Raw genomic sequence first — 21,790 nt, forward strand, 5'->3', positions numbered from 1 at the left:
ATCCGGGCGGATGGCCGGACCGCCGCCGGGGCGGCTTGGATCGGGGCATGAGCCACGAACCCCGCGCCGCCTCCGCCTTCCGCGTCAGCCCGTCGGCCGTCGAGGCCGCGCGCCTGCGCGAGCGGGGCCTGATCTGGGCCGGGCTCCTCGCGCCCGCGATCGGGCTCGCCGGGCTCCTCGCGCTCTTCTCCGAGGACGTCTGGAGCTGCGTGATGACCAAGAGGGGCTGCGGCAGCATGTCCGGTTCCCTCTGCCTGGCGAGCCTGGTGATCGCTCTCGCGGCGGTCGTGACCGTGCAGACCACCGCCCGCCCCGCCGTCCGCCGGGCGGCCTTCCGGACCCAGCTCGGAGCCGAGGCCGCCTTCCTGCTGCTGGTCCTCGCGACGTTCACGTGAGCCACGGGGAGGGGCCGGAAGGAGAGGCCGGAGGCGAGGCCCGGAGGCGAGGCCCGGAAGCAACCATTCCGGTGGCTCGCGCGTCGTACGCCCGTACGCCTGAATCTCCGTACGTCCGTACGGCGACTCGCCCGGGAGGGGAACCCATGCCCACGGACCCGACGCACGCACCACCGACACCACGCCGCAGTCGGCTGCCCGCCCGTGTCCTCGTCCCGCTCCTCGCCGCCCTCGCCCTGCTCCTGCTCCCCCTGCCGGGCTCCGGTGCCGGGACCGCCGAGGCCGTCTCCGTCTGCCACGGCCGCCCGACCAAGACCTACCCCTTCGCCACCGGCGAGCTGCGTCTCTACAAGACCCGCCACTACGCCTGCGCCGTGACCGTCTCCAAGCGCCCCGGCACCGCGCGGCCGATGACCGTCTCCCTTCAGCCGCGCGGCGCGCGTCCCGTCGTCAAGGCCGGACGGTTCGGCCGGCAGGCCGGTCCCGTCACCGTCCACGCCCTCAACCGCTGCGTCCGCGCCTACGGTTCGGTGGCCGGGCAGGGCAGGTCCACGGGGTGGGTTCTCTGCTGATGCCGGTCCGTTTCCTCTGCTGATGCGCAGGAAAGTCCAAGGGTAAGGACCAACTGGGTCTGGCGGTCCACACGTTGCCCCCGCTAGGTTCGCGACACCGTTGTGAACCAAGGGGAGGACGAATGCGCAAGTCGCTCAGAGGGCTGGTGTCGCTCGCGGTGCTCATAGGCACCGTCGGCACCACGGGCGTGGCCACCGCTGCGGACACGGAGGCCAACAGCCCCACCGCCGTCGCCGACTCGCAGAGCACGGACATCAAGGACCGCATCCTGGCGATCCCCGGGATGAGCCTGATCGAGGAGAAGCCCTACGCCGGCTACCGCTACTTCGTCCTGGACTACGTCCAGCCGATCGACCACAAGCGCCCGTGGGCGGGCACGTTCAAGCAGCGGCTCTCGGTCCTCCACAAGGACACGGACCGCCCCACCGTCTTCCGCACCAGCGGCTACGGGCTGAGCACCACCCCCAGCCGCGCCGAGCCGACGCGGATCATCGACGGCAACCAGATCTCCATGGAGTACCGCTTCTTCACGCCGTCGCGCCCGGAGCCGGCCGACTGGTCGAAGCTGGACATCTGGCAGGCCGCCAGCGACCAGCACCGGATCTTCGCCGCGCTGAAGAAGATCTACGGCAAGAACTGGCTCTCCACCGGCGGCTCGAAGGGCGGCATGACCGCCACCTACTACGAGCGCTTCTACCCGCGTGACATGGACGGCGTCGTCGCGTACGTCGCCCCGAACGACGTGGTGAACAAGGAGGACTCGGCCTACGACCGGTTCTTCGAGAACGTCGGCACGAAGGACTGCCGCGACCGCCTGAACAACATGCAGCGCGAGGCCCTCGTCCGCCGCGAGCCGCTGCAGAAGAAGTACAAGGAGTGGGCCGAGGCCGAGGGCGCCACCTTCAACACGGTCGGCTCCCTCGACAAGGCCTGGGAGGCCGTCGTCCTCGACTTCGTCTGGGGCTTCTGGCAGTACTACGGCCAGGACGTCTGCGACCAGATCCCGGACGCGGCGACCGCGAGCGACGACACCGTCTACGAGACGATCGACGCCTACTCCGGCTGGGCCGCCTACGCCGACCAGGGCCTGGACTACTACACGCCGTACTACTACCAGGCGGCCACCCAGCTCGGCTCGCCCAGCATCAAGCAGCCGCACCTCGCGGGCCTCAGCCGCTACGGCTACCAGCCGGCCAGCAGCTTCGTGCCGAAGTCGATCCCGATGAAGTTCCAGCCGCAGGCCATGCGGGACGTCGACAACTGGGTCCGCAAGAACGCGAACCGGATGCTCTTCGTCAACGGCGGCAACGACCCGTGGAGCGCCGAGCCGTTCCGCCTCGGCAAGGGCGCGCGCGACAGCTACGTCTACACGGCCCCGGGCGCGAACCACGGCGCGAACGTCGCCGCTCTCGTCCCCGCCGAGCGGGACAACGCCACCGCCCGCATCCTCGCCTGGGCCGGCGTCCCCGCCCCGGCCGTCCAGGCGGCGCAGCCGCTGGCCCGCTTCGACGCCCGCCTCGACAAGGCGGTCGACGAGGACGTGACCCGCGAGCACGGCCTGCGCCCGTAACTCCCACCCCGTTGTGCCCTTCCGCAGGGCGGAAGGGCACAACGGACGGCGCCCTGCCGGGCCTAGGCTCCCCGGCCTGGACCCGCACCCCGTGCGCACAGCACTGGTGGTGCGGGTTCAGGCGCAGGACGCGCGGGCACTCCGCTCGCGTGAGTCAGCGCGGGTACGACAGCCCGTGGCCGACCGGGTACAGCACCTTCGTCGGGTCGTCCGCGCTCTGCACCGGGACGGGCAGCCGGCCCTTCGGGCGGGCGTGCCCGGCCAGGACCCTGGCCGCGGCGCGGAGTTCGACGTCGGTCCAGGAGTACGCGGCGAGCGTCGCCCGCTGGCCGCCGAGCCGGGCGATGTCGTACGGGTTGCGGATCGCGATCGTCACGACGGGCACGCCGCTCGCGACGAGCCGCGCGACGAGCGTGCGCTGCGGACTGGCCGCGGTGACGTTGTACGTGCCCACGACGACCACGTCCTGCCCGGCCGCCGCCGCCACCGCCTCCTCGATCCGCGCGGCCGTCGGGGTGATGCCGGTGGAGAGCGCGGTCGCGGTGAAGCCCAGTTCCGTCAGGGCGCTCGCGAGCGTCGTGGTCGGCGGGCCCGTCGTGCCGGACGGCGAGGCCGGGTCGGCTCCGACGACGAGGACCCTGCCGTGGGCGGCGGGGCTCAGCGGCAGGAAGCCGTCCTCGTTGAGGAGCAGGGTCGTCGTCGCCTCGGCGATCCGGTCGGCCTGCGCGAGGTGGGCGGCGGTGCCGACCACCCGGTCGACGCCGGCCCGCGTCACGTACGGCTGCCGGAAGAGGCCCAGCTTCGTCTTGAGCCGCAGGATCCGCAGGATCGATTCGTCGAGCCGCGCCTCCGTCAGCTCGCCGTCCCTGACCGCCGCCAGGACCGCGTTCCAGGCGATGTCGAGCTTCGGCGGGTTGAGCAGCTGGTCCACCCCGGCCTTCAGGGCGAGCACCGGGACGCGCTCGTCGCCGTACTTGGTGCGCACGCCCTCCATGCCGAGCGAGTCGGTGACGACCACGCCGTCGTAGCCGAGCTGCCGGCGCAGGATGCCGGTGAGGATGGGCTCGGAGAGGGTCGCCGGGTCCTCGCTGGGGTCGAGCGCGGGCACCACGATGTGCGCGGTCATGATCGAGTCGATCCCGGCGTCGATCGCCGACTCGAAGGGCGGCGCGTCGAGTTCGGTCCACTGGGCCCGGGTGTGGCTGATCGTCGGCAGGCCGTGGTGACTGTCGACGGCGGTGTCGCCGTGCCCCGGGAAGTGCTTGGAGGTGGCCGCGACCCCGGCCCGCTGGTACCCCTTGACCTGGGCGGCGACCAGCCCGGCGACCGCGCGAGGGTCGGAGCCGAAGGAGCGGACGCCGATGACGGGGTTGGCCGGGTTGACGTTGACGTCCGCGACCGGGGCGTAGTTCTGCCGGATGCCGACGGCGGCGAGTTCGGTGCCCGCGATCTGCGCGGCCTTACGGGCGTCCGCGAGCGAGCGGCCCGCGCCGAGGGCCATCGCCCCGGGTACCAGGGTGGCGGGCTCGCCGACCCGGCAGACGATGCCGTGCTCCTGGTCGGTGGAGATGAGCGCGGGGATCGGCGTGGGCTGCGCGAGGGCGGCTTGCTGGATGCCGTTGGAGAGCTCGGCGATCTGGTGCGGGTCGCGGGTGTTGTGGGCCCAGGCGAAGTAGATGACGCCGCCGACGTGGTAGCGCTCGACGAGCTCGGCGGCGGTGCGGACGCCGATCTCCGAGAGGTTGGCGTCGATGTCGGCCTGGTCGGGGGCGGTCGCGGAGTGGCCGTACACCCGCATCACGAAGAGCTGGCCGACCTTCTCCTCCAGGGACATCCGGTCGATGATCTTCCGGAGCTTCTTGTCGGTGGTCTCCGAGTGGGCCGCGTGGGCCACGGGGGCGGTGGCGCCGGTGACGGCTGCCGCGGCGGCTGCGGCGGTCACCGTGAGAAGGGTGCGTCGGGAGGGCGAGGGGGCAGGGGCGGGGAGGGAGAGGGGGAGCTGGCGGGGGCGCGGTGGTGCACTGATGCTCCTTCCGGCCGTGCGAGGTTGAAGGAAACTTCCAAGGAGTCACGGATAGCCCGAAAGTAACTGCCAGGTCAAGGACCCGCGCAGGAATCGCCACCGCGCGCGCCGCGCCCGCCGTTCCGCCCGCCTCCGGCCTCCCGGCGCCACGACCGACCGGCAAATCCCTGGCGCCCGGACCCCCGGCGCTCGTACGGTCATCCGGTCCCACCAGCGAGGAAAGGCCCGTATGACCTTCGAGCGCATCACCGTCGACACCCCCGAGCCCGCCCCCGGCGCCGTCCTGCTCGCCGGCATCCCCGGCAGCGGCAAGTCGACCGTCGCGGCGGCCCTCGCGGCCCGCTTCACCCGCTCCGCACACATCGAGGTCGACGACCTCCAGGAGCTCATCGTCCAGGGCTGCCACTGGCCGACCCCGGACGGCGACCCCGAGGCCGACCGCCAGATCCTGCTGCGCGCCCGCAACGGCTGCCTGCTCGCGGACAGCTTCGCCTCGGCCGGCTTCCTGCCGGTCCTCGACGACGTGGTCGTACGCCGCTCCCACCTGGACTTCTACCGCGCCCACGCCAGGACGGTCCCGCTCCACGTGGTGTTCCTCGCCCCCGGCCCCGACAAGGCCTGGGAGCGCAACAACGCCCGCCACAAGAAGCTGACGACGAACTGGGCCTTCCTCGACGAGGCCATGCGCGCCGAACTCTCCGGCGAGGGCGTCTGGATCGACAACACGGACCAGACGGTCGAGGAGACGGTCGAGGCGGTCCTCACGGCGACGGGCCTGAAGCCGGAGAAGTAGCCCGGTCTCTCAGCCCCAGCCCCCGGCGCGCAGCCGGCTGCTCCACCCGTCGGCATCCGCTCCCCGGGGGCCGGGGCGCATGGTCCCGTCGGCGGCGGCCTGCCGTCGGCTACCCCCGCGGCCGGGCCGTCGACCCCCGCACCACCAGCTCGCCCGGGACCGTCACCGGGCCCCCCGCCGGAGGCTCCTCCGCGCCCATCGCCAGGCGGCCCGCCCGGGCGCCCGCGTCGTGGAGCGGGAGGCGGACGGTCGTGAGGGCCGGGACCGCGTCCACCGAGAAGGGCAGGTCGTCGAAGCCCGCCACCGAGACGTCGTCCGGGATGGACAGGCCCCGCTCCCGCAGGGCCGCGCAGACGCCGAGCGCCACCGTGTCGTTGGCGGCGACGACCGCCGTCAGATCCGGGTCGCGGGCGAGGAGTTCGGCGGTCGCCTCGTGGCCGGAGCGGCGGTCGTACGGGCCGTGGACCGTCGGGCCCTCGGCGACCCCCGCCGCCGCGAGCGCAGCCCGGTGGCCTTCGAGCCGGTGCCGGGTCGTCGTCCGGTCGGCCGGCCCCGCCACGTACCCGATCCGCCGGTGTCCGAGTCCGAGCAGATGCTCGGTCAGGAGCCGTGCGCCGGTGCGGTTGTCGAAGACGAGCGCCGCCGTGTTCGCGTCGCCCGGCACCGGCGGCCGGCCGCACAGCACCACCCGGGTCCCCGCCTCCGCGAGCTTGGCCAGTTTGCCCGCCGTCGCCGCCAGGTGCTCCGGGTCCTCCAGCGAGCCGCCCATGAGGATGACGGCCGCGGCCCGCTGCCGCTGGAGCAGGGTGAGGTAGGTCAGTTCGCGCGCGGGGGAGCCGCCCGTGTTGCAGACGACGGCGAGCTTCTCGCCCCCGGCGCGCCCCGAGGCGACCTCGCCGATCGCGCCCTGCGCGGCGCTCGCCATGATCCCGAAGAAGGGGTCGGCGATGTCGTTGACCAGCACCCCGACCAGGTCGGAGGTGGCGGCGGCCAGCGAGCTCGCGGGGCCGTTGAGGACGTAGTCCAGCTCGTCCACCGCCCGCAGCACCCGCTCGCGGGTCGAGGCGGCGACCGGGTAGTTGCCGTTCAGGACCCGGGAGACGGTCGCGGGGGAGACCCGGGCGCGGGCGGCCACGTCCGCCAGGGTGACGGTCATCGTCTGCGTACCTCCGGGGCCCTTGTCGACGGTGATGTCGGCAGGCTAGCGTCATCCTCGATAGAAAGCGCTTTCTTTCGGGGGCGCGGAGCACCGGGGAGAGGAACCTCTCGTGACACGCAGGACAGTCCGCATCGCCATGAACGGCGTCACCGGGCGCATGGGCTACCGCCAGCACCTCGTCCGCTCGATCCTCGCCCTGCGCGAACAGGGCGGCCTCGACCTCGGCAACGGCGAGACCCTCTGGCCCGAGCCCGTCCTCGTCGGCCGCCGCGAGCACGCCCTGCGCGCCCTCGCCGAGCGCCACGGCCTCACCGAGTGGTCCACCGACCTCGATGCCGTCCTCGCCGACGACGGCATCGACATCTACTTCGACGCCCAGGTCACCTCCGCCCGCGTCGACGCCCTCACCAGGGCCATCGCCGCCGGCAAGCACATCTACACCGAGAAGCCCACCGCCGCCGACCTCGCCGGTGCCCTGGAGCTCGCCCGGCTCGCCGAGGCGAAGGGCATCAAGCACGGCGTCGTCCAGGACAAGCTCTTCCTCCCCGGCCTGCTCAAGCTCAAGCGGCTCATCGACGGCGGCTTCTTCGGCGAGATCCTGTCCGTGCGCGGCGAGTTCGGCTACTGGGTCTTCGAGGGCGACTGGCAGGACGCCCAGCGCCCCAGCTGGAACTACCGCGCCGAGGACGGCGGCGGCATCGTCGTCGACATGTTCCCGCACTGGGAGTACGTGCTCCACGAGCTGTTCGGTCGTGTCACGAGCGTCACCGCGCACGTCGCCACCCACGTCCCACAGCGCTGGGACGAGCAGGGCAAGCCGTACGCCGCCACCGCCGACGACGCCGCGTACGGCATCTTCCAGCTGGAGGGCGGCGCGATCGCCCAGATCAACTCCTCCTGGACGGTCCGCGTCAACCGCGACGAACTCGTCGAGTTCCAGGTCGACGGCACCCACGGCTCCGCCGTCGCAGGGCTCCGCGGCTGCCGCGTCCAGCACCGCTCGGCCACCCCGAAGCCGGTCTGGAACCCCGACATCCCGGTCACCGAGTCCTTCCGCGACCAGTGGCAGGAGGTCCCCGACAACACCGAGTTCGACAACGGCTTCAAGGCCCAGTGGGAGCTCTTCCTCCGCCACGTCACGCTCGGCGAGCCGTACCACTGGGACCTCCTCGCGGGCGCCCGCGGCGTACAACTCGCCGAGCTGGGCCTGAAGTCCGCCGCCGAGGGCCGCCGCTTCGACGTCCCGGAGGTCTCGCTGTGATCCACCTCCCCCGGACGGGCGGAGGCGTGCGCGCGTACGAGCCCCGCACCGAGCCCCTCGCCCTCACCGCGGGCGGCGCCCTCGCCTCCCGTACGGTCTTCTCCGCCGCGCACGTCGTCGCCGACCCGTACGCCGACACCACCCCCGAGTCGCCCGCCGCCGTCGACTGGGACGCCACCCTCGCCTTCCGCCGCCACCTCTGGTCCCACGGCCTCGGGGTCGCCGAGGCCATGGACACCGCGCAGCGCGGGATGGGCCTCGACTGGGCGGGGGCGGCCGAGCTGATCCGCCGCTCGGCGGCGGAGGCGAAGGCCGTCGGCGGCCGGATCGCCTGCGGCGTCGGCACCGACCAGATCGCCGTCGGGACCCTGCCGGAGATCCGCGCGGCGTACGAGGAGCAGCTCGCGGTCGTCGAGGAGTCGGGCGCGCAGGCCATTCTCATGGCCTCCCGCGCCCTCGCCGCCGCCGCGTCCGGCCCCGAGGACTACCTCGACCTCTACGGCCACCTGCTCCGGCAGGCGAGCGAGCCGGTGATCCTGCACTGGCTGGGGCCCATGTTCGACCCGGCCCTGGAGGGCTACTGGGGCTCGGCGGACCTCGACGCCGCCACCGAGACCTTCCTCGACGTGATCGCCGCCCACCCCGACAAGGTCGACGGCATCAAGGTCTCCCTCCTCGACGCGCGGCGCGAGGTCGAACTGCGCCGCCGCCTCCCGGAGGGCGTCCGCTGCTACACGGGCGACGACTTCCACTACCCGGAGCTGATCGCCGGCGACGAACAGGGATTCAGCCACGCCCTCCTCGGCATCTTCGACCCCCTCGCCCCGCTCGCCGCCGAGGCGGTCAGGACCCTCGACACGGGGGACACGGCGGGTTTCCGCGAGACCCTCGACCCGACGGTCGAACTCTCCCGCCACCTCTTCCGGCCCCCGACCCGCTTCTACAAGACGGGCGTGGTCCTCCTCGCCTGGCTCGCCGGCCACCAGGAGCACTTCACGATGGTCGGCGGCCTCCACTCCGCCCGCTCGCTCCCGCACCTCGCGCGCGCCTACGAACTCGCCGACGGACTCGGCCTGTTCCCCGACCCGGTGCTCGCGGAGTCCCGGATGCGCTCGCTCCTCACCGTCTACGGAGTCCCGCAGTGAACCTCGACCGGTTCTCCGTCAACCAGATGACGGTCAAGCAGCTGGCCCTGCCCGAACTGGTCGCGGAGTGCGTTCGGCTCGGCATCCCTGGCCTGGGCCTGTGGCGCGACCCCGTCCAGGCGTACGGGGTCGAGGCCGCCGCCGCGCTCGTACGGGACGCGGGGCTCACCGTCACCACCCTGTGCCGGGGCGGCTTCTTCACCGCCGACGGCTGGGAGGCCGAGAACCGCGCGGCGATCGACGAGGCGGCGACCCTCGGCACCGACACGCTCGTCCTGGTCTCCGGCGGCCTCACCCCGGCCTGCCCCGACCTGCTCTCCGCCCGGACCCGCATCACCGAGGCGATCGGCGAACTCGCCCCGTACGCGGGCGAGCGGGGAATCCGCCTGGCCATCGAGCCCCTCCACCCGATGTACGCCTCCGACCGGTGCGCCGTCTCGACCCTGGACCAGGCCCTGGAGATCGCGGAGCGCTTCCCCGCCTCGCAGGTCGGCGTCACGGTCGACACGTACCACCTGTGGTGGGACGACCGGGCCCCGGCGGCGGTCGAACGCGCGGGCGCGGCGGGCCGCATCCACTCCTTCCAGCTCGCCGACTGGACCACCCCGCTCCCGGCGGGAGTCCTCAACGGCCGGGGCCAGCTGGGCACGGGCGTCATCGACCTCCGGGCCTGGGCGGACCTCGCCGAGAAGGCCGGCTGGACGGGCCCGGTGGAGGTCGAGCTCTTCAACGACGAGCTGTGGGCCCGGGACGGCGTCGAGGTCCTGGAGGAGACCCTGAACCGCTTCCTGGAGGTCTGAGCTCCGGGAGCGCAGCCCCGGTGCGCGGAGGGGAGACGCCGGAAGCCGTCCGGTCGCACATGACCGGACGGCCGCACCCCCGGTCCGGACGTCGCGGTCAACTCCCGTCCGAGGCCCGCTGAATGGTACGCCGCACGCCTGTGGCAGGGTGTTCGCAAACGCATTCGGTGAATGAAGTCTGTCCGGGGGGATGGCGAACTATGGCCGTGACTGTGCCTGATTGGGCCGACACGCTACTTGACCTCATCGGGGTGAGTTGGCCGAACGTCGATGAGGACGCCTACCGCGACATGGCCGACTCGCTGCGGGAGTTCGCCGGCGACATCGAAGATGACGGGCACATGGCGAATCAGCATGTGCAACGTTTGCTCTCATCTGGCCACGGCGAAGCGCTCGACGCCGTCAACCAGCACTGGGGGCAGGTCAAGGACAAGCACATCAAGGACATCGCCGGAGCGGCTCGCACCATCGCCGGCGCTCTGGACAATGCCGCCGTCGCGATCGAGGCCATGAAATACGCGGCCCTCGGTCACCTCGGCGTACTGGCCGGCAAGGCCGGCGTCTCGCTCGCGCTCATCCCGCTGACCGGCGGACTGTCCATGCTGCTCGGCTCGGTGGCGATCGCCGCAGCGCAGCAGGCCATCCGTCAGGGAATCAAGGAGTGCATGAAGGAGGTCGTCGGCTACATCGTCTCGTCGATGACAGAGCCGGCCGTCGCGGCCCTGGAGAGCATGGCCGCCGACCTCGTGGTCCAGATCGGCGCCGATGCCCTGGGCCTCCAGGACGGCGTGGACATGAACCAGGTCGGCCAGGCAGGCAGGGACGGCTTCGACGAAGGCGTGACAGGGGCCAAGGACGCCCTGCACCTCGCCTCCGCCGGCCCGGGGAACGGAGGCCCCGGAGCCGGGAAGGGCGTCCACATCGACCACGACGAGCACGACCGGGCCGGCACGAAGCTCAACACCGTCAGCGTCGGGGTCCACGGCAAGACCAGGGACAAGCTGACGAAGGCGAAGTCCCACCACGGCCGTGCGCGCGGCAAGGACGACATCGCCGGCGCCCTGGACCCTGTCATCGACAAGGCCATGGAGGCTCTGGGCAAGGCGACGAAGACGATGGGCGACCACATCGGCACGACGTTGCCGAAGGCCGTCAAGGACATCTCCGACAGCCAGAAGAGGACCGACCAGGATCTCCGGGACCGCTTTGCCCGGCAGCGTGGGCAGGGAGGCGGCGACGACGGGCCAGGCGGTCCCGGCGCCGGGACCGAGCGCCGCCCGTCGAGGGAGTCATGGCACAGTCGGCCGTACCCTCTCAAGGACGCCAGGGACGATCCGCGGCGGCACAGCATCCCGTTGGACAAGAAGCGGTGCGAGAACGACCCGGTGGACGTCGCCACCGGCGAGATGTCGCTTCCCCAGACAGACCTTTCGCTCCCGGGCACCCTGCCGCTGGTCCTGCGGCGTACCCATCTGTCGGAGTACCGCTACGGGCACTGGTTCGGCCGTAGCTGGGCCTCGACCCTGGACGAGCGGATCGAGCCGGACCCGCTCGGAGCCGGAGCGATCTGGGCTCGTGAGGACGGCTCGCTCCTCGTCTACCCCCGGCTGCCCACGCCGGAGGACACCGACGGAGTCCTGCCCCTGGAGGGTCCCCGACTGCCCCTCGTCCACGGGGGACAGGAGAACGCCGAGACGGCCTACCGGGTCACCGACCCGCATTCGGGACTGACGCGCTGCTTCAGGGGAGGCCCTTACAACGAGTCCGGCGCGTACTGGCTGTCGGAGATCACCGACCGCAACCAGAACCGGATCGCTTTCACCCGCCGCTCCGACGGCGCCCCGACGGTCGTCGCCCACGACGGCGGCTACCTCGTTGTGCTCACCGTCGAGGACGCTCGCGTGCGCGCCCTCGCACTGCGGACCCCGAGCGGGCCTGTGCAGGTCGTGCGCTACGGCCACGACCCGCAGGGGAACCTCGACGCCGTCTTCAACTCGTCCGGTCTGCCGGTCCGTTTCACTTACGACACCGAGGCACGGATCACCTCCTGGACGGACCGCAACGACTCCACGTTCCGCTACGTCTACGACGACGCAGGCCGTGTCGTCCGCACGGTCGGCCCCGACGGACACCTCTCCGGGACCTTCGCGTACGACGTGCACACCGACACGGGCGACCGCGTCACGCGGTACACGGATTCCGTGGGCGCCACGAAGGTCTTCCACCTCAACCCCCGTCTTCAGGTGGTCGCGGAGACGGACGCCCTCGGCCGCCATCGTCACCGGACCTGGGACCCGTACGACCGGCTGCTCTCGCACACCGACCCTCTCGGTCTGACGACCACGTACACCTACGACGAGCGTGGCAACCTCACACGCGTGGTGCACCCCGACGGCACCACGACCCTGGCGGGGTACGACGCGCGGAACCTCCTCGTCTCCGTCACCGGTCCCGACGGTGCGACATCGCGGCAGGAGTACGACGAGCGCGGCAACCCGACGCACTTCACCCGCCCGAACGGGACGACGACCCGGCTCACCCACGACGCCTCCGGCCACCTCTCGGCAATCGACGACTCCGTCGGCCCGCTGGACCGGCTGCGCTGCGACGCCGCCGGGCTGCCCGTGGCCATACGTGGCCCCCTCGGCACGACCACCCGTTACGAGCGTGACGCCTTCGGCCGCGCCGTCCGCATCACCGACGATCAGGGTGGAGTCACCACGCTGGAATGGACCGTCGAGGGCCGGCTCGCACGCCGCCTCGATCCGGACGGCGCTCAGCAGTCGTGGACGTACGACGGCGAAGGCAATCTTCTGGTCCACACCAACGCCTCGGGCGGCAGGACCCGGTTCGAGTACACCCACTTCGACCTCCTGTCGGCACGCACGACACCCGACGGAGCCCGCTACGCGTTCGCGTACGACACCGAACTCCGCCTCACAGGTGTCACCGACCCTCGCGGGCTCTCCTGGAGTTACGTCTATGACGCGAGCGGAGGCCTCATCTCCGAAACGGACTTCGACGGCCGCACCCTCGCCTACACCCATGACGCGGCCGGCCGGCTCGCCACGCGAACGAACGGTCTCGGACAGACGGTCCGCTACGCACGCGACACCGCCGGCCGGGTCGTCGTGAAGGACGCGGACGGAGCCGCCACCCGCTTCACCTACGACATCAACGGTCTGCTCGAGAAGGCTGTCGGTCCGCATGCGGAGATCTCCTTCGAACGGGACGCCTCGGGCCGCATCCTGCGCGAGGTCTGCAACGGCCGGGAACTGTTGCGTGCCTATGACGAGACCGGCCGCCGCACCCGAAGGGTCACCCCGTCCGGGGCGGTGAGCACCTGGTCCTTCGACGCGGACCTGCAGGCCGTGCTCAACGCCTCGGGTCGGCAGATCGTCCTCTCGTTCGACGAGAGGGGCCGGGAGACCGGTCGACGCATCGGGGATTCACTGTCGATCGAGCACACCTACGACGGGCTGGGCCGCGCGACCGGTCAGCGGGTCACGGGCCGCGACGGCCGGACGGTCCAGCAGCGGACGTACACCTACCGCGCAGACGGCCGGCTCACCTCCGTGGACGATCACCTCGCCGGCCGTCGGCAGTTCCAGGTGTCGGGTGACCGCCGGGTCTCGGCCGTCACGGCCGAGAACTGGAGCGAGCGGTACGCGTACGACGAGGCCGGCAACCAGACCGATGCGGACTGGCCGGGCGCCGACGACGCAGCCGGCGCCCGCGTGTACACCGGCACCCGGATCACCCGAGCGGGCCGCACCCGCTACGAGCACGACGCGCAGGGCAGAGTCGTACTCCGTCAGAAGACCCGTCTCTCCCGCAAGCCCGAGTCCTGGCACTACGGCTGGGACGCCGAGGATCGCCTCGTTTCGGTCGTCACCCCCGAAGGGACACGCTGGCACTACCTGTACGACGCGTTCGGCCGCCGCATCGCCAAGCGACGCCTGGCGCCCGACGGGCTCTCGGTGGCCGAGGAGACGACCTTCACATGGGACGGCGACACCCTCTGCGAGCAGACGACACGCGTGGCCGACTCGCCCGAGACGGTCGCCCTGACGTGGGACCACGACGGAACGACGCCGCTCACCCAGGTGGAACGGCGCCTCCTCGACCAGGAGGAGATCGACCGCCGATTCTTCGCCGTGGTCACGGACCTGGTCGGCACACCGCGCGAACTGGTCGACGAGCAGGGTGACGTGACCTGGCGCACCCGAACCACGTTGTGGGGCGCCACGACCTGGAACCGGAGCGCGACGGCGTACACGCCCCTGCGTTTCCCCGGGCAGTACTTCGACCCGGAGTCGGGCCTCCATTACAACCGCCACCGTCACTACGACCCGGACTCCGGCCGCTACATGTCACCGGACCCGCTGGGGCTCGCCCCTGCCCCGAACGCGGTCACGTACGTCGACGACCCGACGACGTCGATCGACCCGTTGGGGCTCGAGATGTGCCCGCACCGAGGTGCCGACCGGCCGCGACACAGCGTGGTGCTCGGACTGAACCAGCCTCCCCCCGACGGGGCCTCCAACCTGCTCGCGGCGTATCTGCGCAACGCTCCGGGTGACGGTCATGACAGGAATCGACCGCAGGACCCGGGCGCGCATACGTACAACGGCAGTGCCTACGCCGGCATCGAGGGTGGGGCCCCGATATGGATGACCAACGTCATGGACGCGGTGAGCGACCGGAACACCACTCTGTCGATCACACTGGACGGAATGCCGAACCGGGACGGCGTCAGAGGCAACTGGAACACTCCTGAGACCATCGTCGAGGCGTTCCAGCAGGCGGTGAGCGACGGCTCTCCGTACTCCACCCAGAAGGGGAACAGGCCGGAGGGCGTCGGTACGGCGTGGGAGATGAGCCAAGTCGCCTACTACATCCGCAAGTACGAAATGGACCTGATCATGGAAGAGCCCGAAGAGCGGATGGTCGGCCGGCCGTGGGAGGAGATCCGTTGGTACACGGCCGACGGGGGCGGCGGATTCACGGAGATCAAGGTGCCGACCCCGGACATCCCGGAGATTCAGGTCGGCAGGTCCAAGGGGAAGGGCGACTGAGTGACTGACGAGACACCCGCACAGAGCGCGGCGGAGATCGTGGAGGCCCAGTGGCGCACGGTTCTTTCGTACGGGCCCGAGGTGATCGGGCAGGAGATGGTCCGGGCGGCATACGCCCAGCCGCGGCTTCGGCAGCTCTTTCCCGGTGTGAGTCACGGGATCCTGCTGTTGAGCCGATGCGTCGGGTATCCCCATACGAGGGACGTGCCCGTCGTGTACCCCCTCGGCGAAGGGGGCTATGAGGTCACGAGCCGTGCGGGGGCGGCCGAGCTCCACGGCCGATGCGCGACAGCCGAGGAGGCGTTCGCCATGGTCGCGGCCAACCTGCCCGAGGGGTGCGGTCCGGCTGTCCTGGGTACGGCGGACGATCTGTGAGGCGTAGAGGGTGAACCGCGTGCCCCGCGGGCCGGTGGCGGTCGCCGCCTGCGTCGCGGGGCCGTCCGTTCGCTCGGTGGTGCGACCGTGGTTGCCGAGGAGGCGCACGATCCGTTCGCCCCTCGGCTCCAGAGGGCCGCGGTCCGCTACTTCTTCCGGCCGCCCAAGAGGTCGCCCAGGCCGTCCGCCGCCGTGCCTCCGCTCCTCTTCGTCGTCGCGCGCCTCGTCATGACCGCGAGGACCACCGGGACCAGGATGTCGACCGCTCGGGAGACCGTGGCCGCCGGGATGCCGGTCTTCCTCGCGATCGCGTTCGCTGCCGGGCGGGCCGGTCTGCCCAGGACTCCGGCCATGAGGCCGCCGGCAGCGAGACCGCCGAAGCCGGCGACGCCCTGCAGCGGCGGCTCGGCCGAGGTCACCTCGTCGACGGCGGCCCGCACCTCGTCCGCGCTGGCCGGCTCGGCCGCCGCCTGGCGCAGTTCGCCGGAGAGTTCGGCCACCGAACTGCCCACGAGCTCCTGCGCTCCGCCGGCGTCGGTGCCGAGCAGCCCGGCGATCTCCTGGAGCCGATCGTCGCCGAGCTCGGTCAGGACGTCGTCCTGGAAAGAGCCCTCGCTCATGCGGACCACGCCAAGACGGGCGTTGCGTGTCGGCACGTCGAGAGGTCCCGCGGCCCGAGGACGCGGGCCTCCGCGTTCCCTATGCCCCCGTCTGCCTTCCGTGGAATCGGCCGTCCGATCGGCAGACCGCCCCAGGACCGAGCGATCGGACAGCGACTCCATGCACGTCAGCAGGATCCACATCGAGAACGTCAAGTCGTTCCACGGTCCCCGCACGGTCGATCTGACACTGACCCGCCCCGATGGCGGTCACGCCGGCTGGACCGTGCTCGCGGGTCGCAACGGCTCGGGCAAGACGACGCTGCTGCGCGCGCTCGCGCTGGCGCTGAGCGGGCCGGTGGCGGCGCGTGGGCTCGTCCAGGGCTTCGAGAACTGGATCGCGCGGGGGACGGACGTGGGCACCGCCGAGGTCGAGGTCGTGCGGGAGCGGACTTTCGACAGGTTCAGCGCCGGTGGAAGGACTGTGGACTCCTTCTGGACGGGACTCAGGTGGACCGCGCCGGGCGCGGCGAGCAGCCATCGCCGGGTCGCACAGCCCGCGTTGGAGGAGGTCTCGTACCGGAAGGCGCGGGCGACCAGCATCAGCCCGGCGAGGCGCGGCCCGTGGGCCGACAATCCGACAGGCTGGTTCTGCGCCGCGTACGGGCCGTTCCGGCGCATGGCCGGCGGCTCAGGGGAGGTACAGCGCCTCATGCTCGCCTCGGGACCCGTTGCCCGTCAGGCCAGCCTCTTCCACGAGGACGCCTCCCTCGCCGAGGGCGTCGCCTGGCTGATCGAGCAGCACCTGCGCGACCTGGAGGGCAAGGAGGGCGCCCATGCCCTCAAGCGTGCGGCTCTGTCCGTCCTGGGCGACGGACTCCTGCCGGACGGATACCGCGTGGACGACGTGGACTCCGAAGGACTCTGGGTCACCCGCGACGGCCAGCGCTTCCCCCTGCGGGAGATGAGCGACGGCTTCCGTACCGTCGCCTCTCTCGTCGTCGACCTGCTCAAGCAGATCCACGACGCCTTCGGCGACGCGGTGTTCGCCGGAGACACGGGCCCCCGGCTGCTACGCGTCCCCGGCGTTGTGATCATCGACGAGATCGACGCCCACCTCCACGTCACCTGGCAGCGCCGCATCGGCCCCTGGCTGACCTCGCACTTCCCGAACATCCAGTTCATCGTCACCACGCACAGCCCGTACATCTGCCAGGCCGCCGACCCCGGCGGCCTCATCCGCCTCCCCGGAGTGGACGAGGACGCCGCCCCGGAGGTCGTGTCGCGGGACCTGTACGAGCGGGTGGTCTTCGGCAGCGGCGACGACGCCGTCCTCTCCGAACTGTTCGGCCTCGACACCCCGTACTCCGCCCGCGCCGAGCTGCTCCGCGCCGAGTTCGTGGCGCTTGAGGAGCGCGTCTACGAGGGTGACACGTCGAGGAGACCCTCACCCGCTACAAGGAGCTGAAGAGCCTGCTCACGAGCTCTCCGACGGCCCGTCTCGACGAGATGTCCGCTCGGCTCCAGCGGATCTCCGACGAGATTGGGTCGGACGCGGCGGGCGGGGCGGAGTGATTCGGCTTCGGCGGGTGGCTTTGCCGCGGGAGACGACGCTACTGCTGGCGACGTACACCAAGGAGATCGTGGCAGAGACGAAGGAGCAGGCCCGGAAGGACAAGGCCAAGACCCTCTGGTCCAACCGGCGGACCGTCCGTCCCGCACTCCTCGCCGCCCTCACTGAGATGGCCCCGGGCCATGCGCGCTGCATGCACTGCGGTGACAGCGAGGGCACCGACATCGACCACTTCGACCCGAGGCATCGCACTCCGCTCCGCACGTTCGACTGGCTCAACCACCTCCTCTTCTGCTCGCACTGCAACAGCGGCCGGAAAGGACGGCAGTTCCCCATCGACGGAGACGGGGCCCCGCTCCTCATCGACCCGACCCTGCTGGACCCGGTGGAGCACCTGCGCCTCTCGATCCCCGTCGGGACGTACAGGGCGAGGACGCCCCAGGGCCAGGCGGGCATCGACGTGTTCGGGCTGAACAGCAGACCGACCTTGGTCAAGGGTCGGGTCGACGCGTACGTGACGGCCCACGGAGCCCTGGTGCGCTGGCGCCACGCCACGGACAAGGGGCGGCACGACAAGGCGCGCGAGATCGTCCGGGTCGCCTGGGACCGCCCTCTCGGCGACGTGCTCGTCGCCATGTTCCACCAGTCCCTCCACCCGGCCGCCGAGGCGCTGCTCGCGGGTGAGGACGAGGTACTGGCGCTGCTGCGCGATCCGCAGCTCCGCGCCGGGTTCTTCGTGGACCGGGACTGACCGGAGCCGGTTTTCTCCAGCTGGTCACACGATGTCCGAGCCCTTCGCTACGGTCGGTCCATGTCCAACGAGGGTCGGGGTCAGGCGGTGGTCGAAGGGGTCCTGGAGCGGATCACCTACGCCAACGAGGAGAGCGGGTACACGGTCGCGCGCGTCGACACCGGGCGCGGTGCCGGTGACCTGCTCACGGTCGTGGGCGCGCTGCTCGGCGCCCAGCCGGGGGAGTCGCTGCGGATGGAGGGCCGCTGGGGTTCCCACCCGCAGTACGGGAAGCAGTTCGCCGTCGACAACTACTCGACGATCCTCCCCGCCACGATCCAGGGCATCCGCCGCTACCTGGGCTCCGGCCTCATCAAGGGCATCGGCCCGGTCTTCGCCGACCGCATCACCACGCACTTCGGCCTCGACACCCTCGACATCCTCGAAGAGGCCCCCGCCCGCCTGATCGAGGTGCCGGGGCTCGGCCCCAAGCGGACCAGGAACATCACCGCAGCCTGGGAGGAGCAGAAGGCGATCAAGGAGGTCATGGTCTTCCTCCAGGGCGTCGGTGTCTCCACCTCCATCGCGGTCCGGATCTACAAGAAGTACGGGGACGCCTCCATCTCCGTCGTGAAGAACCAGCCGTACCGGCTCGCCGCCGACGTCTGGGGCATCGGCTTCCTCACCGCCGACAAGATCGCCCAGTCCGTGGGCATCCCCCACGACAGTCCCGACCGGGTGAAGGCCGGGCTCCAGTACGCCCTCTCGCAGTCCAGCGACCAGGGGCACTGCTTCCTCCCCGAGGAGCGGTTGATCGCCGACGCGGTGAAGCTCCTCCAGGTCGACACCGGGCTTGTCATCGAGTGCCTCGCCGAGCTGGCGGAGGATCCCGAAGGGGTCGTACGGGAGACCGTTCCCGGCCCCGAGGGGCTGCCCGTCACCGCCGTGTACCTGATCCCCTTCCACCGGGCCGAGCTGTCGCTCGCCGGGCAGCTCGGGAGGCTGCTGCGGGCCGGGGAGGACCGCATGCCGGCCTTCAGGGACGTCGCCTGGGACAAGGCGCTGGCCTGGCTCGCGGAGCGCACCGGGGCCACGCTCGCGCCCGAGCAGGAGGACGCGGTCCGGCTCGCCCTCACCCGTAAGGTCGCGGTCCTCACGGGCGGCCCCGGCTGCGGCAAGTCCTTCACGGTCCGCTCGATCGTGGAGCTGGCCCGCGCCAAGAAGGCCAAGGTGGTCCTCGCCGCCCCCACCGGCCGGGCCGCCAAGCGGCTCGCCGAGCTGACCGGCGCCGAGGCCTCCACCGTCCACCGGCTCCTGGAGCTCAAGCCGGGCGGGGACGCGGCCTACGACCGGGACCGGCCGCTCGACGCCGATCTGGTCGTCGTCGACGAGGCCTCCATGCTCGACCTGCTCCTGGCGAACAAGCTGGTCAAGGCGGTGGCACCCGGTGCCCACCTGCTGCTCGTGGGGGACGTGGACCAGCTCCCCTCGGTCGGTGCGGGCGAGGTCCTCGGCGACCTGCTCGCCCCCGGCAGCCCCGTCCCCGCCGTGCGGCTGACCCGGATCTTCCGGCAGGCCCAGCAGTCCGGCGTCGTCACCAACGCGCACCGGATCAACGCCGGCACCCCGCCCCTCACCCAGGGCCTCCCGGACTTCTTCCTCTTCGTCGAGGAGGAGACCGAGGACGCCGCCCGGGTCGCCGTGGAGGTCGCGGCCCGGCGTGTTCCGGCCAAGTTCGGCCTCGACCCGCGCCGGGACGTCCAGGTCCTGGCCCCCATGCACCGGGGTCCCGCGGGCGCGGGCGCGCTCAACGGCCTGCTCCAGCAGGCGATCACCCCGGCCCGCCCCGATCTGCCGGAGAAGCGGTTCGGTGGCAGGGTCTTCCGGGTAGGCGACAAAGTGACGCAGATCAGGAACAACTACGACAAGGGTGCGAACGGCGTCTTCAACGGCACGGTCGGCGTCGTCACCGCCCTGGACCCCGTCGAGCAGCGGCTGACCGTCCGGACGGACGAGGACGAGGAGGTGCCGTACGACTTCGACGAGCTGGACGAGCTGGCCCACGCGTACGCGGTGACCATCCACCGTTCGCAGGGCAGCGAGTATCCGGCGGTCGTGATCCCCGTCACCATGAGTGCCTGGATGATGCTCCAGCGGAACCTGCTCTACACGGCGGTGACCCGCGCCAAGAAGCTGGTTGTGCTGGTCGGCTCCCGCCGCGCGATCGCCCAGGCGGTCCGCACGGTCTCCGCGGGCCGACGCTTTACCGCACTGTCCCATCGCCTCACAGGCGGAGCTCCGGTGTCGACTGCCCGGCCCGTGAAGGGCTGAGCTTGCAGGTGGAGCGCGGCTGGCTGTCGCGTGGTTCCCCTGCGTCCGGAATCAGCGTGTGCTGGTTCTGGGGCGGTTGACCGCGCCCCGCTTCCACGCGGCTTCGCCCCGGTGGGCGATGTTGCGGGAGCCGTTGTGGTCCGCGTGCATGACGGTCCCGCAGGACCGGCAGACGAACCGTGCTTGAGTCACCCTGTTCGTGCGGTGGGTGTGCCAGCACTCCGAGCACTGGCGGGAGGTGTTGCGCGGGTCCACGAAGACCACGGGCACCCCCACCCTGCGTGCCTTGTACTCGACGAAGGTGCCGAGCTGGGCGAACGCCCAGGAGTGCAGTCGTGTCCGCTGGTCCTTCTTGGCCGTAACCCTCTGCCGGATGCCCGAGAGGTCTTCCAGGGCGATCCCGCGCGAGGTGCGTTCAGCGGTGGCGACGAGCTGCTTGGCGATGATGTGGTTGGTGTTCGCGACGTGCCGGGCTTCCCGGCGCCGGACGCGCTTGAGGACGCGCTTCGCGCTCTTGGTGCGCTTCTTCTGCAACTTCTGCCGCAGGTCACGGTGCCGCCGCCGGTAGCGGTTGAGCCCGTGCCCGGCCATGATCTCGCCGTCCGAGGTGGTGGCGATGTTCACGATGCCCAGATCCACGCCGAGGAAACCGTCCGGCTCGAAAACCTCGGGCTCGGGCACGTCGACGGTGGCGATCAGGAAGAAAACGCCGTCCCGCATCACCAGGTCGGACTCGCCCTTGCGGGAGGCGAGGAGTTCCATGGCCTGCTCGGAGCAGACGAACGGGATGTGCTTGATGCGTCCGGCCACGGTCCAGATCGATACCGTGCGGGCGTCGAGGCTCCAGGTCAGGATGCGGTCGTCGAACGGCTGGGCCGCGTCCTCACGGAACCGGATCGGCTTCGACTCCGCCCGAAGGCGGCGCTTCGAGTCCTCCCGGCCGAGGTTTCCGGCCTTGATGTTCGCCTTCAGCGTGGCGTAGGCGTCGCAGACCTTCTTCACGACCCGCACAGCGGGCTGGGCCCCGAGGTCGTAGTCCGCTTTGAGGGCGAAGTACACCTCCTGCTGCAACACGTTCCGCCGCTTGAGGTCCTTGGCGAACGCCACCTCGGAAGCATGGTTCGCGGCACGGTTGCAGGCCCGCAGGGTCGCCGCCAGCGTGTCCGCGTCATGAGCGGACGCAGGCAACAACTTCACCTGCGCGACAATCTTCACGCAAAACATGCTAGTGAGATCGGTCATCGGAGAGCAACTCGTCCTTGCTCCACCGAAGCGGGCCCCACTGACGCGTAGCCGCCTCCGGCAGAAGATGGGTGAAAGATCACGCAGGACTTCCGGAACCGGGGCGAAGGGGGCAGGATATGAAGGTTGGCGGCACTGAGTGC

The 21,790-nt window shown here is 71.2% G+C and carries 16 protein-coding genes; 12 read left to right on the plus strand and 4 right to left on the minus strand.

The annotated features are described in order from the left end of the window. Positions 1-47: 47 nt before the first annotated feature. The 3 genes from DEJ46_RS25750 to DEJ46_RS25760 all read left to right on the plus strand — a co-directional run bounded on the left by DEJ46_RS25750 (position 48) and on the right by DEJ46_RS25760 (position 2,538). Positions 48-395, plus strand: coding sequence for a hypothetical protein (locus DEJ46_RS25750; RefSeq protein ID WP_150270038.1), 348 nt, complete (start codon positions 48-50; stop codon positions 393-395). A 146-nt stretch (positions 396-541) separates the two neighbouring features. Then, positions 542-967, plus strand: coding sequence for a hypothetical protein (locus DEJ46_RS25755; protein WP_223835082.1), 426 nt, complete (start codon positions 542-544; stop codon positions 965-967). 122 nt (positions 968-1,089) lie between these two features. Next, positions 1,090-2,538 (plus strand): S28 family serine protease, encoded by a 1,449-nt coding sequence (locus tag DEJ46_RS25760; protein ID WP_150270040.1) that lies wholly within the window; start codon positions 1,090-1,092, stop codon positions 2,536-2,538. A 154-nt stretch (positions 2,539-2,692) separates the two neighbouring features. Here DEJ46_RS25760 and DEJ46_RS25765 read toward each other — a convergent pair whose 3' ends face one another. Next, on the minus strand, positions 2,693-4,480 hold the full coding sequence (locus DEJ46_RS25765) for a glycoside hydrolase family 3 protein (RefSeq protein ID WP_150270042.1): 1,788 nt from the start codon (positions 4,478-4,480) through the stop codon (positions 2,693-2,695). Between the two features lie 310 nt (positions 4,481-4,790). On the opposite strand from DEJ46_RS25765, the gene DEJ46_RS25770 reads away from it, so the two are divergent. After that, positions 4,791-5,354: an AAA family ATPase gene (locus tag DEJ46_RS25770; protein WP_150270044.1), complete on the plus strand. Its 564-nt coding sequence runs from the start codon at positions 4,791-4,793 to the stop codon at positions 5,352-5,354. 109 nt (positions 5,355-5,463) lie between these two features. Here DEJ46_RS25770 and DEJ46_RS25775 read toward each other — a convergent pair whose 3' ends face one another. Continuing rightward, on the minus strand, positions 5,464-6,510 hold the full coding sequence (locus tag DEJ46_RS25775; RefSeq protein WP_150270046.1) for a LacI family DNA-binding transcriptional regulator: 1,047 nt from the start codon (positions 6,508-6,510) through the stop codon (positions 5,464-5,466). Positions 6,511-6,622: 112 nt separating this feature from the next. On the opposite strand from DEJ46_RS25775, the gene DEJ46_RS25780 reads away from it, so the two are divergent. From DEJ46_RS25780 to DEJ46_RS25800, 5 genes are all read left to right on the plus strand, one after another. Beyond that, positions 6,623-7,774, plus strand: a complete 1,152-nt coding sequence (locus DEJ46_RS25780; RefSeq protein WP_150270048.1) for a Gfo/Idh/MocA family protein — start codon at positions 6,623-6,625, stop codon at positions 7,772-7,774. Continuing rightward, positions 7,771-8,919, plus strand: a complete 1,149-nt coding sequence (locus DEJ46_RS25785) for a dihydrodipicolinate synthase family protein (RefSeq protein WP_150270050.1) — start codon at positions 7,771-7,773, stop codon at positions 8,917-8,919. Before DEJ46_RS25780 ends, DEJ46_RS25785 begins: the two co-directional genes overlap by 4 nt. After that, positions 8,916-9,719, plus strand: coding sequence for a sugar phosphate isomerase/epimerase family protein (locus DEJ46_RS25790; protein ID WP_150270052.1), 804 nt, complete (start codon positions 8,916-8,918; stop codon positions 9,717-9,719). The genes DEJ46_RS25785 and DEJ46_RS25790 overlap by 4 nt, the downstream gene beginning before the upstream one ends. A 200-nt stretch (positions 9,720-9,919) precedes the next feature. Further along, complete coding sequence (locus DEJ46_RS25795) at positions 9,920-14,797, plus strand: RHS repeat-associated core domain-containing protein (protein ID WP_150270053.1); 4,878 nt, start codon at positions 9,920-9,922, stop codon at positions 14,795-14,797. Beyond that, positions 14,798-15,172: a DUF6193 family natural product biosynthesis protein gene (locus DEJ46_RS25800; RefSeq protein WP_150270055.1), complete on the plus strand. Its 375-nt coding sequence runs from the start codon at positions 14,798-14,800 to the stop codon at positions 15,170-15,172. Positions 15,173-15,318: 146 nt separating this feature from the next. On the opposite strand, the gene DEJ46_RS25805 is transcribed toward DEJ46_RS25800, so the two are convergent. Next, positions 15,319-15,792 (minus strand): DUF937 domain-containing protein, encoded by a 474-nt coding sequence (locus DEJ46_RS25805; protein ID WP_150270057.1) that lies wholly within the window; start codon positions 15,790-15,792, stop codon positions 15,319-15,321. Between the two features lie 160 nt (positions 15,793-15,952). Here DEJ46_RS25805 and DEJ46_RS25810 point away from each other — a divergent pair, with 160 nt between their 5' ends. The 3 genes from DEJ46_RS25810 (at position 15,953) to DEJ46_RS25820 (ending at position 20,405) form a co-directional block, all read left to right on the plus strand. Beyond that, positions 15,953-17,239, plus strand: coding sequence for an AAA family ATPase (locus DEJ46_RS25810; RefSeq protein WP_150270059.1), 1,287 nt, complete (start codon positions 15,953-15,955; stop codon positions 17,237-17,239). A gap of 175 nt (positions 17,240-17,414) precedes the next feature. Then, complete coding sequence (locus tag DEJ46_RS25815; RefSeq protein ID WP_223835086.1) at positions 17,415-18,095, plus strand: HNH endonuclease; 681 nt, start codon at positions 17,415-17,417, stop codon at positions 18,093-18,095. Between the two features lie 60 nt (positions 18,096-18,155). Next, positions 18,156-20,405, plus strand: coding sequence for an ATP-dependent RecD-like DNA helicase (locus DEJ46_RS25820; RefSeq protein WP_150270061.1), 2,250 nt, complete (start codon positions 18,156-18,158; stop codon positions 20,403-20,405). Between the two features lie 51 nt (positions 20,406-20,456). Here the strand turns inward: DEJ46_RS25820 and DEJ46_RS25825 are convergent, their stop codons facing one another. Next, complete coding sequence (locus DEJ46_RS25825; protein ID WP_150274773.1) at positions 20,457-21,629, minus strand: RNA-guided endonuclease InsQ/TnpB family protein; 1,173 nt, start codon at positions 21,627-21,629, stop codon at positions 20,457-20,459. Positions 21,630-21,790 lie beyond the last annotated feature (161 nt).

The sequence above is a fragment of the Streptomyces venezuelae genome (assembly GCF_008642375.1).
GTDB lineage: Bacteria > Actinomycetota > Actinomycetes > Streptomycetales > Streptomycetaceae > Streptomyces > Streptomyces venezuelae_G.